We start from the raw sequence: 18086 nt of genomic DNA, 5'->3' as shown, positions 1-18086 counted from the left end.
ATGATTTTGTGAGCGCTACGCACTCAAGCGGGAGCAAGCTCCCTCGCCACAAAACAGGGTTCCACAGGGGATTGGTGTAACGGCTCAGCTCATCTGCTCGACCCGATCGCGCCCGCCCTGCTTCGCCGCATACACCCCCGAATCCGCCCGCAGCAGCAGCGCATCCGCGCCCTCCCCCGGGCGCCAGCTGGCGATGCCGAAACTGGCCGTCACCACCCCGACCACGTCCACCGGCGCACTGCGCAGGCCTTGCCACAACTCCACCGCCAGCATGTACGCATGCTCGCCGTCGATGTCCGGGCACAGCACCATGAACTCTTCACCACCGAGACGACAGAACACATCAGTCCGCCGTAAACGATGGCCGATGCGCTCGCACACCGCCTGCAGCACCCGATCGCCCACGGCATGGCCGTACTGGTCGTTGATGCGTTTGAAGTGGTCGATGTCGAGCATGATCACCGACAGCTCACCACCGCCGCGCTCGACCCGGGCCATTTCGGTGGTCAGGCGTTCCTGGAAGTAGCGGCGGTTGTGGATGCCGGTCAGGGAGTCGGTGACCGACAGCGCCCGCAATTCCTCTTCCACCCGTTTCAAATCGGAAATGTCCGAGATGTAGCCGTGCCACAGCACGCCGCCGCCCGGCAGCTCTTCCGGCGTCGCCTCGCCGCGCACCCAGCGCAGGCCGCGCTCGGGCAACTGCACACGGTATTCCTCGCGCCATGGGCTGAGGCTGTCCGCCGAAGCACGGATCGAGCTGCGCACTCGCGAGACGTCTTGTGGATGGATGCGGGTGAAAATCGCCTCGGCATTGAGCAGCAGCACGTCCGGCTCCAGCTCGTAGATCTCGCGGATGCCGTCGCTGGCGTAGATCACGCTGAAGCGCCCGTCGAACTCCATCTTGAATTGGTAGATGCCGCCGGGCACATGGGCGCTGAGCTTTTTCAGCAATACATCGCGCGCCGCCAGTGCTTCGTGCACGCGCTTGCGCTCGGTGATGTCGATGCAGATCGCCAGATGCCCGACCCACAATCCCTGCTCATCGAGCACCGGGGTGGCGAGCATGTTCACCGGCAGATGACTGCCGTCGCTGCGCACCAGCGTCCACTCGCGAGCCTCGTGACCGCCGACCTCGCCGCCCTCGACCAACATCGCGTGGCAGGTCGGAATGCTCTTGCCGTAACGCGCACTCAACTCCGCCGAACGCGCCGCCAGCTCTCGCGGCAGATGCAGGTTTTCCAGGGTCATGTGCCCGACCACATCGGCGCTGCTGTAGCCGAGCATCTGTTCCGCACCAGGGTTGAAGGTATTGATCACCCCGCGCAGGTCGGTGGCGATGATTGCCACCTGGGTCGCGGCATTCAGTACCCCGCGCAACTGACCGTGGGTGCCGCGCAATTCCTGCTCGCGGGCGTGCAGTTCCTGGGTGCGCAGTTCGACCATGCGCAAGGCGCGCTGGCGTTGACTGACCAGCACGTAAAGCAGTGCGCTGAGCAACAGACTCAGCAGCGCCCCCAGCACCACCAGGCTGCTGATTGACGAATGGTTGGCCTGCAGAAACGCTTCGCTGGGCTGCATGTCCACTTGATAGTCATGGTCGGCCATGCGCAACAGACGTGTGGCGGACAGATCACTGGCCCCGGCCTGATTGGCGGACTCGTAGAGCACTTCATGCTGTTCATCGGTGGACAGGTCGAGAATGCGTACATTGAGGAAATCCTGGTGCTCCTCCGGCAGTCCGTCGGCCAGCAACTGCTGCATGCTGATCACCGCCATCACATAGCCTTGCGGCGGCCCTTTCGGCGCCCCTTCACGAGTGACCGGCGCCAGCAGCAAGACGCCCCGGGCATACGCCGGATCAATCCCCACTAGATGCAATGGTTGCGACACCACCATGTGCCCGGTGCGGTCGGCGCGTTCCAGCGTCGCCCGGCGCAGCGGCTGCGCCAGCAAGTCGTAACCCAGCGGTGTGGGCAAGCGGCTGAGGCTCTGGGTGTAGATCACCGGTACGTATTCGGGGCGATCAGCGGCGGTCTGCAACTGATCGTCAGCGTTCAGTTCACGAAAGGTAAAAGTGCTGAAGCCTTCGTTACGCACGGCCTGTTCGACCGCCGGGCGTTCGGCACGGCTGACTCGCGGCGCATAGGAATAGGCCTGGGTGCGTAATAGAAGCGGTTTGGCATAGCCGTCGAATTCATTACGTGAGACCGAATCGGAGTTGGCGAAGAAACGGCGCAGGCCGTCGAGACGCTGTTCCTGATCCTGGAAACGCTCTTCGATACGGCTGTAACGCTCATTGGCCAGCAACTGGAAGCGTTGGCGCAGTTGATGGTGAAACTGATTGAGGGTGGCCCAGGCGAGCAGCCCCGTGAGAATCCCGCCGGCGAGCAATACCAGCAGCGCGACCAGCCAGGCCGAGACGTCTTCGCTGATAAAACCCAGAATCTTTGGGCGCACGGGGTGCAACGACATAGGGGCAACTCACGACGCCATTGTTTCGGGGGGAAAACCCCATTGGCCATGAGTTGAGTTATAGCTATTAGCCATTAATTTGGCTAGCGCTGATCGGATCCAAGAGCCTTTAAAAATCAAGGCTCTGTGGATCCAACCCGCCCAAGCGTCAACGAGCCGTGATTTTCCAGGCGCGGTGGATCTTGGTGTTACGCGCAAAATCCGGATCGATGGTCTGCGCGCTGATTTCCTCGACCGCGTAACGTTCGGCCAGGTTCTCCTCCAGCTGGAACTTGCGGAAGTTGTTGGAGAAATACAGCACGCCACCCGGCGCCAGACGTGCCATGGCCAGGTCGATCAACTGCACCTGATCACGCTGCACGTCGAAGATGCCTTCCATGCGCTTGGAGTTGGAGAAGGTCGGCGGGTCGATGAAGATCAGGTCGTACTCGTCGCGGCTGCTTTCCAGCCACGCCATCACGTCGCCCTGCTCCAGACGGTTCTTGTCGGAGAAGCCGTTCAGCGACAGGTTGCGCCGCGCCCAGTCGAGGTAAGTCTTCGACAGGTCGACGCTGGTGGTGCTGCGCGCGCCGCCCTTGGCCGCGTGCACACTGGCGGTCGCGGTGTAGCAGAACAGATTGAGGAAGCGCTTGCCGGCGGCCTCTTTCTGAATGCGCATGCGCATTGGCCGGTGATCGAGGAACAGCCCGGTGTCGAGGTAGTCGGTGAGGTTCACCAGCAGCTTGACGCCACCTTCGCTGACCTCATTGAACTTGCCTTGCGCCGCCTGACGCTCGTATTGCTTGGTGCCGCTCTGCCGCTCGCGGCGTTTGACCACCACGCGGCTCTTGTCGACGTTCAGCGCCTGCGGGATCGCCGCCAGGGCATCGAACATGCGCGCCGAGGCCTTTTCCGGATCGATCGACTTCGGCGCGGCGTATTCCTGCACGTGCACCCAGTCGTGATACAGGTCGATGGCCATGGCGTATTCCGGCATGTCGGCATCGTAGACGCGGTAGCAGTCGATGCCTTCGCGCTTGACCCACTTGCTCATCGCCTTGAGGTTTTTCTGCAGGCGGTTGGCAAACATCTGCCCGCCTTCGCTCAGGCGCGGCTGCTCGACCACTGGCGCCGGGGCTGGCGTCGGTTTGATCGGGTTGCCGTTCTTGTTGAACTTGCGCTCTTGCGGCTCGTTCGGGGTCTGATCGTAGGCTGCTTGCTCGCGCTCGGCCTGACGCTGTTCCGGAGTCCGCCGCTCGCCGGTGACGAACTGGTCCGGCAGCACCTTGATCAGCAGCAGTTTGCACGGCAGCGCGCCGTTCCAGAACGAATACTGTTTGTGGCTGCGAATGCCCATGCGCTTGCCCAGATCCGGGGCGCCGGTGAATACCGCCGCTTCCCAGTTCAAGCAGGCCTGTCGCAGGCGCTCGCCGAGGTTCTGGTAGAGATAGAGCAGGCTGGCTTCGTCGCCCAGACGCTCGCCGTACGGCGGGTTGCAGATCACCAGACCTTTCTGGTTCTGGTCCGGACGCGGCTCGAAGGTCGCGACTTCGCCCTGATAGATCTTGATCCACTCGCTCAGACCGGCGCGCTCGACGTTATTGCGGCCCGGCTGAATCAGCCGCGGGTCGGCTTCGTAACCGCGAATCCACAGCGGCGGCTTGGCCAGACCGGCAGCGGCGCGTTCGACCGCTTCTTCATGGAGTTTTTTCCACAGCGCCGGAACGTGGCCGAGCCATGCGGTAAAGCCCCACTGCTCGCGGCGCAGGTTCGGCGCCATGTCGGCGGCGATCATCCCGGCTTCGACGAGGAACGTACCGACACCGCACATCGGGTCAGCCAGCGCGCCGCCTTCGGCCGCAATGCGCGGCCAGCCGGAACGGATCAGAATCGCTGCCGCGAGGTTTTCCTTCAGCGGTGCCGCGCCCTGCTGCAGACGGTAGCCACGCTGGTGCAGGCTGTGACCGGAAAGGTCGAGAGACAGGATCGCTTCGCCGCGATCCAGGCGCAGGTGAATGCGCAGATCCGGGTTGAGCTTGTCAATCGACGGACGGTCGCCTTGCGGGGTACGCAGTTTGTCGACGATGGCGTCTTTGACTTTCAGCGCACCGAAGTGGGTGTTGTCGATGCCCGAGCCGTGGCCGCTGAATTCGACGGCCAGGGTGCCGTCGGCGAGCATGTGATCCTGCCACTCGACGTCAAGTACGCCGTGGTACAGGTCTTCGGCGTCTTTCATCGGGAAGCGCTTGAGCACCAGCAACACCCGATTGGCCAGACGCGACCACAGGCACAGGCGATAAGCGGTTTCCATGGTCGCCATGCCACGCACGGCGGAGGTGTGCTCGCGGGCGTCTTCAAGGCCAAGCCCGACGGCTTCCTCGATGAGCAGGCCTTCAAGGCCTTTGGGGCAAGTGAGGAAGAGTTCGAAACGGTCGGACATGGTATTTCCAGAGCCTTTGGCTAGTGAACCGGCAACGCATTGCCGATCCGGTTTTCAATCAGGCGCTTTTCTAAAAGAGCGCCCGCGTGGCACGAAGGTGTGCCGTTCCATCCCCGCTGCTCGGGTTAAAAGAGCTTAGATGCAAGGACAGGTATTAAAGTTGATGAAGCAAAATGACTCAAAGCAACCCTTCGTCGAATATTACCCCAGCGTAAACGTGGGTCATTCTCACTAAAGGATTAACCCCATCATCCAGTGCGGGGCCGATCATACCGGGGTTTGCTGAAAAAACGTTCATGAAACCCGTCGTTACTTATGGCTGTAGCACTATTTTCGTTACGTCCTTATGACAAAACGATCATTCCCTCGGTGTGACTCATTGGTTAGAACTGACCACAGGTTGACGTCGCAACGGCGTCAACACCTTGGCTCGCCACGCCGGCAGCGAGCCGCCCAACGGCAGAGTTTTTTCTGCCAGACCTCGGTTGAGGTCAACGCGACGAAAACAGTCAACAAGTGAGGGAAACACCCTATGAGAAGACTTAAGCGTGATCCGTTGGAAAGAGCATTTTTGCGCGGATATCAATATGGCGTTGGTGGCAAATCCCGCGAGCTTTGCCCATTTACTCTACCGTCGGTACGTCAAGCCTGGATCAACGGCTGGCGAGAAGGACGCGGCGACAACTGGGACGGTATGACCGGCACTGCGGGAATCCACAGACTCAACGAACTTCACGCCGTCGGCTGACACAGGGCACTTATTGCAACACGACAATCTGAATTTTTAGCGACTTACCATGCACGTCCTTCCCGGACGGCGGGCTACGGCCCAGGGGCTCCTTCGAGGAGCCCTTTTTTATGCCCGCAAATCATTTGAACTGCACACATAACCTGTGGGAGCGGGCTTGCTCGCGAAAGCGTCGTGTCAGCCACCGCAAATGTTGACTGAAACAGCGCTTTCGCGAGCAAGCCCGCTCCCACAATGGTATCAGCGCAAGGCGGCGATCGCGTCCACCGATTCACGAATCAGCGCCGGGCCCTTATAGATGAAGCCCGAGTAAATCTGCACCAGGCTCGCACCCGCGGTGATCTTCTCGGCCGCATGCTTGCCTTCGGTGATGCCACCGGCCGCGATGATCGGCAACCGACCACCCAGCTCAGCCGCCAACACCTTCACGGTATGCGTGCTCTTGTCACGCACCGGAGCGCCGGACAGACCGCCCGCCTCGTCACCGTGCTCCATGCCTTCGACGCCGACGCGACTCAGGGTGGTGTTGGTGGCGATCACTGCGTCCATTCCGGTTTCGATCAGTGCCTGAGCCACCTGCGCCGTTTCTTCGTCGGTCATGTCCGGAGCGATCTTGATCGCCAGCGGTACGTGCTTGCCGTGGCGCAGGGCCAGTTCGGCGCGGCGCGTGGCCAGATCCGCCAGCAACTGCTTGAGCGAATCACCGAACTGCAGGCTGCGCAGGCCCGGGGTGTTCGGCGAGCTGACGTTGACCGTGACATAGCTGGCGTGGGCATACACCTTGTCCAGGCAGATCAGGTAGTCATCCACCGCGTGCTCGACCGGGGTGTCGAAGTTCTTGCCGATGTTGATCCCCAGCACGCCCTTGTATTTGGCCGCCGCGACCCGCGCCAGCAGGTTATCCACACCGAGGTTGTTGAAGCCCATGCGATTGATGATCGCCTCGGCTTCCGGCAGACGGAAGATCCGTGGTTTCGGGTTGCCCGGCTGGGGACGCGGGGTCACGGTGCCGATTTCGACGAAACCGAAACCCAGTTGCGAGAAACCGTCGATGGCCGCGCCGTTCTTGTCCAGACCGGCCGCCAGACCCACCGGGTTCGGGAAGTCCAGGCCCATGACCGTCACCGGCACATTCGCCGGCTTCTTGCACAGCATGCCGTTGAGGCCCAAACGCCCACCCGCGCCGATCAGATCCAGCGACAGATCGTGGGAGGTTTCCGGGGAAAGTTTGAACAACAGCTGACGGGCCAGGGTGTACATGGGCGGCGATGACTCGGGCGGCGAAAAGAGGCGGCGATTATAGCCGGGCAACGTCCCCCGGCGCGAGGCACACAGGTAAATCAGCCTGACTGGCATATGCCTTGCACTTTCAGGGTATCAGCCCACAGGCCAATGGCGGCGTGCGGGCACGGACAATGGCGTCGTTCGCAGGTTTTGCCTTAGCAAAGCCTGGGACGGCGTTTTTTTTGAGGGTGGCTTTATATGAGTGATTCATCCGTCGGGCCGCTGGCCTGGGTCAACGGCAGTGATGCTCCGGAAAAAAGCGTGATCAACCTCGGCTTCATGGCCCTGAGCGATTGCGCTTCGGTGGTCGTGGCCGCGACACAGGGCTTCGCCCAGCCCTACGGCCTGACGATCAACCTCAAGCGCCAGGCGTCCTGGGCGACCTTGCGCGACAAACTGGTCAGCGGCGAACTGGATGTGGCCCACAGCCTGTACGGGCTGATTTACGCGGTGCACCTGGGCATCGGCGGCGTCGCCCCGAGCGACATGGCGGTGCTGATGGGCCTGAACCAGAACGGCCAGAGCCTCAACCTCTCTCACGGTTTGCAGCAACTGGGCGTGACCAGTCCTGAAGCGCTGGATCGGCACGCGCACCAAACCCGCGCAAAACTGACCTTCGCCCAGACCTTTCCCACCGGCACCCATGCGATGTGGTTGTATTACTGGCTGGCGAGTCAGGGCATTCATCCGTTGCAGGACGTCGACAGCGTGGTGGTGCCGCCGCCGCAAATGGTCGCTCACCTGCAAGCCGGGCGCATCGATGGCTTCTGCGTCGGTGAACCGTGGGCGGCCAGCGCCGTGCAACAGGATCTGGGGTTCACCCTCGCTACCAGCCAGAGCATCTGGCCTGACCACCCGGAAAAAGTCCTTGGCTGCACCCGCGCGTTCGTCGAGCAATACCCCAACACCGCCCGGGCGCTGGTGATGGCGATCCTCGAGGCCAGCCGCTTCATCGAGCAAAACCCGGAAAACCGCCGCAGCACCGCGCAGATGCTGAGCGCCCCGGAGTATCTCGACGCTCCGCTGTCCTGCATCGAGCCGCGTTTTCTCGGTGATTACGCCGATGGCCTCGGCAATCGCTGGCAGGACCCGCACGCCCTGCGCTTTCACGGCAACGGCGAGGTGAATCTGCCGTACCTGTCCGACGGCATGTGGTTCATGACCCAATTCCGCCGCTGGGGCCTGTTGCGCGAAGATCCCGACTACCTCGCCGTTGCGCGTCAGGTTCAGCAACTGGACATTTACCGCGAAGCAGCCACCGCCGTCGGTGTCGCGGCCTGGGGCAAGGAGATGCGCAGCAGCCAGTTGCTCGATGGCAAAGTCTGGGACGGCAGCGATCCGGCCGCTTACGCCCGCAGCTTCAAGTTGCACGCCCTAAGCGACAGCGCCCCCCTTCTCGCCCGCCGCTGACAGGAGACCGCCAATATGCTGCGCATTCTGCTGATCAACGACACCGCGAAAAAAGTCGGCCGCTTGAAGGCCGCGCTGACCGAGGCCGGCTTCGAGGTCATCGATGAATCCGGCCTGACCATCGACCTGCCGGCCCGCGTCGAAACGGTGCGCCCGGACGTGATTCTGATCGATACCGAGTCACCGAGCCGCGATGTCATGGAGCAAGTGGTGCTGGTCAGCCGCGACCAGCCCCGGCCGATCGTGATGTTCACCGACGAACACGACCCGGGGGTGATGCGTCAGGCAATCAAGTCCGGCGTCAGTGCCTACATCGTCGAGGGCATTCACGCCCAGCGCCTGCAGCCGATTCTCGATGTGGCAATGGCGCGCTTCGAAAGCGATCAGGCCTTGCGTGCGCAACTGCTGGCCCGCGACCAGCAACTGGCGGAGCGCAAACGCATCGAACTGGCCAAAGGGCTGCTGATGAAGATGAAGGACTGCAACGAAGAAGAGGCCTACACCCTGATGCGCCGACAGGCCATGAGTCGCCAGCAGAAGCTGATTCAGGTGGCGGAGCAGATCATTGCCATGAGTGAGTTGCTGGGCTGAAGGCCTGCGCTGGCTTTCCCGGCCCCTTCGCGAGCAAGCCCGCTCCCACATTTGGAACGCATTCCCCTGTGAAGCAGGTCGGGATTCCACTTTGAAATGCATTCCCTGTGGGAGCGGGCTTGCTCGCGAAGGCCGCGACGCCGTTTCACTCATTGGCACAAATCTGGCTAAGTATTCCGCACAGGTAACCAACGGCGGTTGCCCCACCCACGACAAAGACGTCGCTCACCCGTTCGCCCAACCGGCGTATCAGGTGGCGGCGTTTTTGCGTTTTGGCCCCACAGCCCGGGGCCGGTGGTGCGGCCGTGGCGGCGCGCCACCTGCTGTGACTCCTTTCGAGACTCTTTTCAGCTGAGGTGCGCGATGAATTCAAGCTTCTGGAAATCCGGCCACACCCCGACCCTGTTCGCAGCGTTCCTGTATTTCGACCTGAGCTTCATGGTCTGGTACCTGCTCGGCCCGTTAGCGGTGCAGATCGCCGCCGACCTGCACCTGACCACGCAACAACGTGGTCTGGTGGTGGCGACGCCGATTCTGGCGGGTGCGGTGCTGCGCTTTGTGATGGGCATGCTGGCCGATCGTCTGTCGCCGAAAACCGCTGGCCTGATCGGTCAGGTGATCGTGATCTGCGCGTTGTTCGGCGCGTGGAAACTCGGCATCCACAGTTATGAACAGGCGCTGATTCTGGGACTGTTCCTCGGCATGGCCGGTGCTTCGTTTGCTGTGGCCCTGCCGCTGGCCTCGCAATGGTATCCGCCGCAGCATCAGGGCAAGGCCATGGGCATCGCCGGCGCCGGTAACTCCGGCACCGTGTTTGCCGCACTGATTGCCCCGGTGCTGGCTGCGGCGTTCGGCTGGAGCAACGTCTTCGGTTTCGCCCTGATTCCATTGATCCTGACGCTGGTGCTGTTCGCCTGGCTGGCAAAAAACGCCCCGCAGCGGCCCAAGGCCAAAGCCATGGCCGACTACTTAAAGGCCCTTGGCGACCGCGACAGTTGGTGGTTCATGTTTTTCTACAGCGTGACCTTCGGCGGCTTCATCGGCCTGGCCAGCGCCCTGCCCGGCTACTTCAACGACCAATACGGCCTGAGTCCTGTCACGGCGGGTTACTACACCGCTGCCTGCGTGTTCGGTGGCAGCCTGATGCGTCCGCTCGGCGGTGCGTTGGCGGATCGCTTCGGTGGCATCCGCACCTTGTTGGCGATGTACACCGTGGCGGCAATCTGCATCGCCGCTGTCGGTTTCAACCTGCCCAGCTCCTACGCCGCACTGGCGCTGTTCGTCTGCACCATGCTCGGTCTCGGTGCCGGCAACGGCGCGGTGTTCCAGTTGGTGCCGCAACGTTTTCGCCTGGAGATCGGCGTGATGACCGGGCTGATCGGCATGGCCGGCGGCATTGGTGGTTTTGCCCTGGCGGCCGGCATGGGCGCGATCAAGCAAAGCACCGGTAGCTATCAACTGGCGCTGTGGTTGTTCGCCAGCCTCGGCGTGTTGGCGTGGTTCGGTCTGCACGGGGTCAAACGTCGCTGGAGAACCACCTGGGGTTCGGCGGCGGTCACCGCTGCGCGAGTCTGAGGCGTCGATGCCCCTGCAACTGAGCTTTGCCCAGGCCAGCGCCACCGGCCCGCGCGCGGAAAATCAGGACGCCCTGCGCCTGGTGACGCCCGCCCCGGCGCTGGCCGCCAGCAAAGGCTATCTGGTCGCCATTGCCGACGGCGTAAGCCAATGCGCCGACGGCGGCCTGGCCGCACGCTCGACCCTGCAGGCACTGGCGCTGGACTACTACGCCACGCCGCAAACCTGGAGCGTGGCGCAGGCGCTGGATCGTCTGCTGCTCGCACAAAATCGCTGGTTACAGGCCAATGGCGGCGGGCAACCGTTGCTGACCACGGTCAGCGCGCTGGTCCTGCGCGGTCGGCGTTTCACCCTGGCCCACGTCGGTGATTGCCGGGTCTATCGCTGGCAGGCCGACGCTTTGCAGCGGATTTCGCAGGATCATGTCTGGGAGCAGCCGGGCATGCAGCACGTGCTCAAACGCGCGCTGGGGCTGGATCAGCATCTGGTGCTGGATTTTCTCGACGGTGAATTACGCGAGGGCGAATGTTTCGTGCTGCTCAGCGATGGCGTGTGGTCGACTCTGGGCGATACCGCAATCGCGGCGATTCTGCGCGATCAGCCGGATCTCGACCGCGCCGCACACACGTTGGTCAACGCTGCGCATCTGGCCGGCAGTCAGGATAATGCCAGTGCGCTGCTGGTGCGGGTCGATGCGCTCGGCGAAGCGAACATCGGCGATGCGCTGATTCACTTACAGCAGTGGCCGCTGCCGCCAGCGCTGAAAACCGGGCAGATGTTCGAAGGCTGGCAGGTGCAGGGCGTTGTCGCTCAGAGCCAGCAATCGCTGCTGTATCGAGTGCTGGATGGCCAAGGTCGGGGCTGGTTGTTGAAAACCCTGCCGGCGCGGCTGGCCGATGATCACCAGGCCGCGCAAGCCTTGTTGTCGGAAGAATGGTTCCTCAGGCGTGTCGCCGGGCGGCATTTTCCTGAGGTCCACAGCGGTACCCAGCGTCAGCATTTGTACTACGTGATGGGCGAATATTCCGGGATGACTCTGGCGCAGCTGTTTCAACACAGCAACCCGTTGCCGTTGGCGCAGTGGCAGGACATTGCCGAGCGTTTGCTGCGGGCGGTAGGCCTGCTGCATCGGCGGCAGATTCTGCATCGCGACATCAAGCCGGAAAACCTGCATCTGGGCGACGATGGCGAGTTGCGCCTGCTGGATTTTGGTCTGGCGTACTGCTCCGGTCTGTCCGAAGACGCACCGTCAACGCTGCCGGGAACGCCCAGCTATATCGCCCCGGAAGCCTTTCGCGGCGAGCCACCGAGTGCGCAACAGGATCTGTACGCGGTGGGCGTGACCCTGTTTTTCCTGCTGACCGGGCATTTTCCCTATGGCGAGGTCGAAGCGTTCCAGCGGCCGCGATTTGGCCTGCCGGTGAGTGCTGGTCGCTACCGCCCGGACGTGCCGGAATGGATTGCGCAGAGTCTGGAGCGTGGCGTGGCGGCGGATCCGCAACAGCGCTTTGAAACGGCTGAGGAATGGTTGCTGGTGCTGGAACAAGGTGAGCGGCGCAGTTTGAGTGTGCGACCCAGGCCTTTGCTGGAGCGTGAGCCGTTGACGGTCTGGCGGACGGTAGCATTGCTGGCTTTGCTGGGGAATCTGGTGCTGCTGGTGGTGTTGTTTCACCGCTGATACCGCGTCGCGCCCTTCGCGAGCAAGCCCGCTCCCACAGGGGATTTGTGAACGACTCGGTTCCACTGTGGGAGCGAGCCTGCTCGCGAAGAGGCCAGCCCAATCACAACAATTCTGTCTGCCTGAATGCCCCGCGAACGAGCAACCCGCGTCGATTCGGTGCAAAAAATCCCCGTCTATAACCGCGTCCGCCTAATAAACACGCCATTCTCCCACTTGGCACAACCACTGCATTACCCGTTTCACCATACATAAAGCCCAGCCTTCAACGACGAAGGCTGCGCTTCCCGAGAGAACGGGACCAGGACAAAGGCGTCCTCGCTAGGCAACTAGCGGGACGCCTTTTTTTGTTTGCGCAACATTTGTCGAGCACGGCCTGACTGCCCACAAGAGGCCAGCCACCGCTCCCCGGAGAACCTGATGAAAAAACTCAAACTGGTGATGATCGGCAATGGCATGGCTGGGGTTCGCACCCTGGAAGAACTGCTCAAGTTGAGCAACGAGCTTTACGACATCACGGTCTTCGGTGCCGAACCGCACACCAACTACAACCGCATCCTGCTGTCGCCGGTGCTGGCCGGGGAACAGACCTTCGAAGAGATCGTGCTCAACGACCTCGACTGGTACCTGGAAAACCACATCAAGTTGCTGCTCAACCGCAAGGTGGTGCAGATCGACCGGGTCAAACGCCGGGTGATAGCCGAGGACGGCACCGAGGCTGAGTATGATCGCCTGCTGATCGCCACCGGTTCGACGCCGTTCATCCTGCCGATCCCCGGCAACACCTTGCAGGGTGTGATCGGTTACCGCGACATCGCCGACACCCAGGCGATGATCGACACCGCCAAAACCCACAAACACGCGGTGGTCATCGGCGGCGGCCTGCTCGGCCTCGAAGCCGCCAACGGCCTGATGCTGCGCGGCATGCACGTCACCGTGGTGCACATCGGCGAATGGCTGCTGGAGCGACAGCTGGACAAGACCAGCGGCCAACTGCTGCAAACGGCGCTCGAAGCCCGTGGCCTGCATTTTCGCCTGTGCGAACAGACCCAGGCCCTGCACGATGCGGGCAATGGCCGGGTCGGCTCGGTGCAGTTCAAGAACGGCGAGATCATCCCTGCCGATCTGGTGGTGATGGCCGCTGGCATCCGCCCCAACACCGAACTGGCAGAACGCGCCGGCATCCCCTGCAATCGCGGGATTCTGGTCAACGACACCCTGCAGACCTACGATCCGCGCATCTATGCCATCGGCGAGTGCGCCAGTCATCGCGGCATCGCCTATGGCCTGGTGGCACCGCTGTTCGAACAGGCCAAAGTCTGCGCGAACCACCTCGCACAACTGGGTTTCGCCCGCTATCAGGGCTCGGTGACCTCGACCAAATTGAAAGTCACCGGCATCGACCTGTTTTCCGCCGGTGATTTCATGGGCGGCGAAGGCACCGAAACCATCACCCTCTCCGACCCGATCGGCGGCGTGTATAAAAAACTGGTGATCAAGGATGACGTGCTGGTCGGCGCCTGTCTGTACGGCGATACGGCAGATGGCGGTTGGTATTTCCGACAGATTCGTGAGAATCACGCCATCGGCGAGATCCGCGATCACCTGATGTTTGGTGAAAATTCTATCGGCGACGTAGGACATCAGGGCCAGGACAAAGCCATGAGCATGGCCGACACTGCCGAAGTCTGCGGCTGCAACGGCGTGTGCAAAGGCACCATCGTCAAGGCGATTCAGGAACACGGCCTGTTCAGCGTCGATGACGTGAAAAAGCACACCAAGGCTGCCAGTTCCTGCGGCTCCTGTGCCGGGCTGGTCGAGCAGATCCTGATCAACACCGTTGGCGGCGCGGCGGACGTCAAACCGAAAAGCGAAAAAGCCATCTGCGGTTGCAGCGACCTCAACCACGGGCAGATCCGCCAGGCGATCCGCGAACAGCATCTGCTGACCATCGCCGGCACCATGAGCTACCTCAACTGGCGCACCCCGAACGGCTGTGCCACCTGCCGGCCGGCGCTGAACTACTACCTGATTTCCACCTGGCCCGGCGAAGCCAGGGACGATCCGCAATCGCGCCTGATCAACGAACGCGCCCACGCCAACATTCAGAAGGACGGCACCTATTCGGTGGTGCCACGGATGTGGGGCGGCGTGACCAATCCCTCGGAATTGCGCCGGATTGCCGACGTGGCTGACAAGTACAACGTACCGATGGTCAAGGTCACCGGCGGTCAGCGCATCGACCTGCTGGGGATCAAGAAGCAGGACTTGCCGGGCGTCTGGAAAGACCTCGATATGCCCTCCGGCCACGCCTACGGCAAATCCATCCGCACCGTGAAAACCTGCGTCGGCAGCGAGTTCTGCCGCTTCGGCACGCAGAACTCGACGCAGTTGGGCATTGAGCTTGAGCACGACCTGTTCAACATGTGGTCGCCGCACAAAGTGAAACTCGCTGTCTCCGGATGCCCACGCAACTGCTCGGAAGCGGGGATCAAGGACGTAGGAATCATCGGTGTCGACTCCGGCTGGGAGATGTACATCGGCGGCAACGGCGGGATCAAGACCGAAGTCGCCGAGTTCTTCGTCAAGCTGAAAACCGCCGAGGAAGTTCGTGAATACAACGGCGCGTTCCTGCAGCTGTATCGCGAAGAAGCCTTTTACCTCGAACGCACCGTGCACTACCTGCAACGGGTCGGCATGGAGCACATCAAGCAGGCCGTGCTTGAAGATCCGGAGCGGCGCAAGGCCCTGAACGAGCGTCTGCAGTTCTCCCTGTCGTTCGAACAGGACCCGTGGAAAGAGCGTCTGGCGCAGCCGCAACTGAAGAAAGAATTCGAGGTGATCCCCGTGAAAAACCTGGAGGTGCCGGCATGAATTGGCTCGATATCTGTGCCCTGGAAGAGATCAATGCCCTCGGTACGCGGATCATTGCCGGGCCGAAAGGCGACATCGCGATTTTTCGTACAAGCGACGACGAAGTTTTCGCCCTCGACGATCGCTGCCCGCACAAGGGCGGGCCGTTGTCACAGGGTTTGATCTACGGCAAACGTGTGGCCTGCCCGCTGCACAACTGGCAGATCGACCTGCAAACCGGTGAAGCCCAGGCGCCGGACATCGGCTGCGCGCACCATCATCCGGCGCGGGTCGAAAACGGCCGCGTGCAGCTGGCACTGCGGGATGCGGTCTGATGAACCGCCAGACGACCGCCTCGACCTGCTGTTATTGCGGGGTCGGCTGCGGCGTGCTGATCGAGCATGACGGCGAGCGCATTCTCGGCGTCAGCGGCGATCCGGCGCACCCGGCCAACTTCGGCAAATTGTGCAGCAAAGGCTCGACCCTGCACCTGACCGGCGACCTGGCCGCCCGGGCGCTGTACCCGGAGCTGCGTCTGGGCAAAAGCCTGGCCCGCAGCCGTTGCGACTGGGATACGGCGCTGGATCACGCGACCCAGGTTTTTGCCGAGACCATCGCCGAACACGGCCCGGACAGCGTGGCGTTTTACATTTCCGGGCAGTTGCTGACCGAGGACTATTACGCCTTCAACAAATTGGCGCGAGCGCTGGTCGGGACCAACAACATCGACAGCAATTCCCGACTGTGCATGTCGTCAGCGGTGGTCGGTTACAAGCGCAGCCTCGGCGCCGATGCGCCGCCGTGCAGCTATGAAGATCTGGAGCTCAGCGATTGCGTGATGATCGCCGGCAGTAACATGGCCTACGCCCACCCGGTTCTTTTCCGACGCCTTGAAGAGGCAAAATCGCGCCGACCGCAGATGAAGGTCATCGTCATCGATCCCCGACGCACCGACACCTGTGAGTTGGCGGACCTGCATCTGGCGATTTTGCCCGGCACCGATGTCGCTCTGTTCCATGGGATTTTGCATCTGCTGCTGTGGGAAGACTGGATCGACCGCGACTTCATCAAGGCGCACACCGACGGTTTGCCTGAACTGAAAAATCGGGTGCGCGATTACACCCCGCAAATGGTCGCGCAACTGTGCGGGATCAGTGTCGAGCAATTGCAGCAGTGCGCGGAATGGGTGGGCACGGCGCCAAGTTTCCTGTCGCTTTGGTGCATGGGCCTGAATCAGTCCACCGCTGGCAGCGCGAAAAACAGCGCGCTGATCAATCTGCACCTGGCCACCGGGCAGATCGGCCGGCCAGGCGCAGGACCTTTCTCGCTGACCGGTCAGCCAAATGCCATGGGCGGGCGGGAAACCGGCAGCCTGTCCAATTTGCTGCCCGGTCACCGGGAGGCAGCCAACCCCGAACACCGCGCCGAAGTGGCAGCCTATTGGGGCGTCGATCAACTGCCTGAAAGCAGCGGCCTGAGCGCCATCGAGCTGTTCGAACGGATGCGCAGCGGCCAGATCAAGGCGCTATGGATTGCCTGCACCAACCCCGCGCAGTCCATGCCCGATCAACACGCGGTTCGCGAAGCACTGCAAGCTTGCCCGTTCGTGGTGTTGCAGGAAGCCTTCCGCACCACCGAAACCGCCGCCTTCGCCGACCTGTTGTTGCCTGCTGCCAGTTGGGGCGAGAAGGAAGGCTCGGTGACCAACTCCGAACGGCGCATTTCCCACGTGCGCCAGGCCATTCTCCCACCGGGCGAAGCGCGGCCGGACTGGGCGATCACCGTGGATTTCGCACAACGGCTGGAGCAACGTCTGCGCCCGCATCGCCCGAGCCTGTTTGCTTTCGAGCATCCGGCGCAGTTGTTCGACGAATACAAACAACTGACCCGTGGACGCGATCTGGACCTGTCGGGCATCAGCCATCAATTGATCGATGAACTGGGACCGCAGCAGTGGCCCTTCCCCACCGGCGCCCGACAAGGCACCGCGCGTTTGTATGGCGACGGGATTTTTCCCACGGCCAACGGTCGTGCGCAATTCGTTGCCGATCCTTATCGCGCGGCCAAAGAACAACGCGATGCACGGTTTCCGCTGACCCTGATCACCGGCCGTCTGCGCGATCAATGGCACGGCATGAGCCGCACCGGCACCGCAGCGCAATTGTTCGGGCATGTCAGCGAAGCGCTGTTGAGCCTGCATCCGGACGAAATGCGCCGTCATCGTTTGCAGCCGGGAGATCTGGTCAATCTGAAGAGTCGACGCGGTGCGGTGATTGTGGCTGTCGGCAGCGACGACGGCGTGCGTCCGGGTCAGGCTTTTTTGCCGATGCACTGGGGCGAGCGCTTTCTCAAGGGCGGAGTAAACAACCTGACCCTGGCGGCCTTCGACCCGCTGTCGAAGCAGCCCGAACTCAAGCACAGCGGCGTGCGTCTGGAACCGGTGAGTCTGCCATGGCACTTGTTTGCACTCATCGAGGGCGATGTTCAACGGCATTTCGAGACACTACGACCCCTGTGTGAGGCGTTTTCCTACGTCAGCCTCAGCCTTGCCGGACGTGAACGGCCCGCGCTGCTGATACGCGCTGCCAACGCCACGGCGCCGGAGCCGCAACTGCTGCGCGATATCGATCAGTGTCTGGCGCTGCTCGACGGGCCGGTACTGGCCTACGACGACGCGCGTCGAGCCATCGGCAAACGGGTACGCATCGAAAACGGCCGCATCACCGCGATCCGCCTGGCCGGCGAAACCCTGGCCCGGCATTGGCTGCAGGGGCTATGGCTGGAGGGCCGCGCCGATGAACAACTGCGACGCTGGCTGCTGGCGCCGATGAGCGCGCCGCCGGGCAGTGCCGGTTTGCAGGCCAATCCGGGAAAAACCCTATGCAACTGCCAAAACGTCAGCCACAGCGCGGTATGTGCCGGGATTCGCCAGGGTCTCGATCTGCAAGGCCTCAAACAACAACTGGGATGCGGCACGCAATGCGGTTCGTGCGTCCCGGAAATCAAACGATTGCTGGCGGCCGATCTGCAGCCGGTATCCAGCTGATAAGGAAAAC

At 62.2% G+C, this 18086-nt stretch carries 11 protein-coding genes; 8 read left to right on the top strand and 3 right to left on the bottom strand.

The features are described 5' to 3' along the window. Positions 1-84 precede the first annotated feature (84 nt). Positions 85-2472: a sensor domain-containing diguanylate cyclase gene (locus tag V3W27_RS24445; RefSeq protein ID WP_115990327.1), complete on the bottom strand. Its 2388-nt coding sequence runs from the start codon at positions 2470-2472 to the stop codon at positions 85-87. Between the two features lie 148 nt (positions 2473-2620). Then, positions 2621-4891, bottom strand: coding sequence for a bifunctional 23S rRNA (guanine(2069)-N(7))-methyltransferase RlmK/23S rRNA (guanine(2445)-N(2))-methyltransferase RlmL (rlmKL, locus tag V3W27_RS24440; protein WP_097087615.1), 2271 nt, complete (start codon positions 4889-4891; stop codon positions 2621-2623). 532 nt (positions 4892-5423) lie between these two features. On the opposite strand from rlmKL, the gene rmf reads away from it, so the two are divergent. Then, on the top strand, positions 5424-5639 hold the full coding sequence (rmf, locus tag V3W27_RS24435; protein ID WP_003223300.1) for a ribosome modulation factor: 216 nt from the start codon (positions 5424-5426) through the stop codon (positions 5637-5639). Positions 5640-5879: 240 nt separating this feature from the next. Here the strand turns inward: rmf and V3W27_RS24430 are convergent, their stop codons facing one another. Continuing rightward, positions 5880-6899, bottom strand: a complete 1020-nt coding sequence (locus tag V3W27_RS24430; RefSeq protein ID WP_330207750.1) for a quinone-dependent dihydroorotate dehydrogenase — start codon at positions 6897-6899, stop codon at positions 5880-5882. Between the two features lie 222 nt (positions 6900-7121). Between V3W27_RS24430 and V3W27_RS24425 the strand changes: the two genes are divergently transcribed. The 7 genes from V3W27_RS24425 (at position 7122) to V3W27_RS24395 (ending at position 18076) form a co-directional block, all read left to right on the top strand. Then, entirely contained in the window at positions 7122-8333 is a 1212-nt protein-coding gene (locus V3W27_RS24425; RefSeq protein ID WP_330207749.1) for a CmpA/NrtA family ABC transporter substrate-binding protein, read from the top strand. 15 nt (positions 8334-8348) lie between these two features. After that, positions 8349-8924, top strand: a complete 576-nt coding sequence (locus tag V3W27_RS24420) for an ANTAR domain-containing response regulator (protein WP_027613283.1) — start codon at positions 8349-8351, stop codon at positions 8922-8924. A gap of 363 nt (positions 8925-9287) precedes the next feature. Then, positions 9288-10499, top strand: coding sequence for a nitrate/nitrite transporter (locus V3W27_RS24415; protein WP_330207748.1), 1212 nt, complete (start codon positions 9288-9290; stop codon positions 10497-10499). Positions 10500-10506: 7 nt separating this feature from the next. Next, complete coding sequence (locus V3W27_RS24410) at positions 10507-12177, top strand: bifunctional protein-serine/threonine kinase/phosphatase (RefSeq protein ID WP_330207747.1); 1671 nt, start codon at positions 10507-10509, stop codon at positions 12175-12177. 420 nt (positions 12178-12597) lie between these two features. After that, a complete protein-coding gene (gene nirB / locus V3W27_RS24405) occupies positions 12598-15051 on the top strand; it encodes a nitrite reductase large subunit NirB (RefSeq protein ID WP_139055666.1) in 2454 nt (817 codons plus the stop codon). Beyond that, on the top strand, positions 15048-15365 hold the full coding sequence (gene nirD, locus V3W27_RS24400) for a nitrite reductase small subunit NirD (RefSeq protein ID WP_330207746.1): 318 nt from the start codon (positions 15048-15050) through the stop codon (positions 15363-15365). The genes nirB and nirD overlap by 4 nt, the downstream gene beginning before the upstream one ends. After that, a complete protein-coding gene (locus tag V3W27_RS24395; RefSeq protein ID WP_330207745.1) occupies positions 15365-18076 on the top strand; it encodes a nitrate reductase in 2712 nt (903 codons plus the stop codon). The genes nirD and V3W27_RS24395 overlap by 1 nt, the downstream gene beginning before the upstream one ends. Positions 18077-18086: the final 10 nt, after the last annotated feature.

It is taken from the genome of Pseudomonas sp. AM14(2022) (genome assembly GCF_036346455.1).
Taxonomy (GTDB): Bacteria; Pseudomonadota; Gammaproteobacteria; order Pseudomonadales; family Pseudomonadaceae; genus Aquipseudomonas; species Aquipseudomonas putida_A.
The sequence above is the reverse complement of the archived record's forward strand: the minus strand, read 5'-3'. Positions and strand labels throughout refer to the sequence as shown.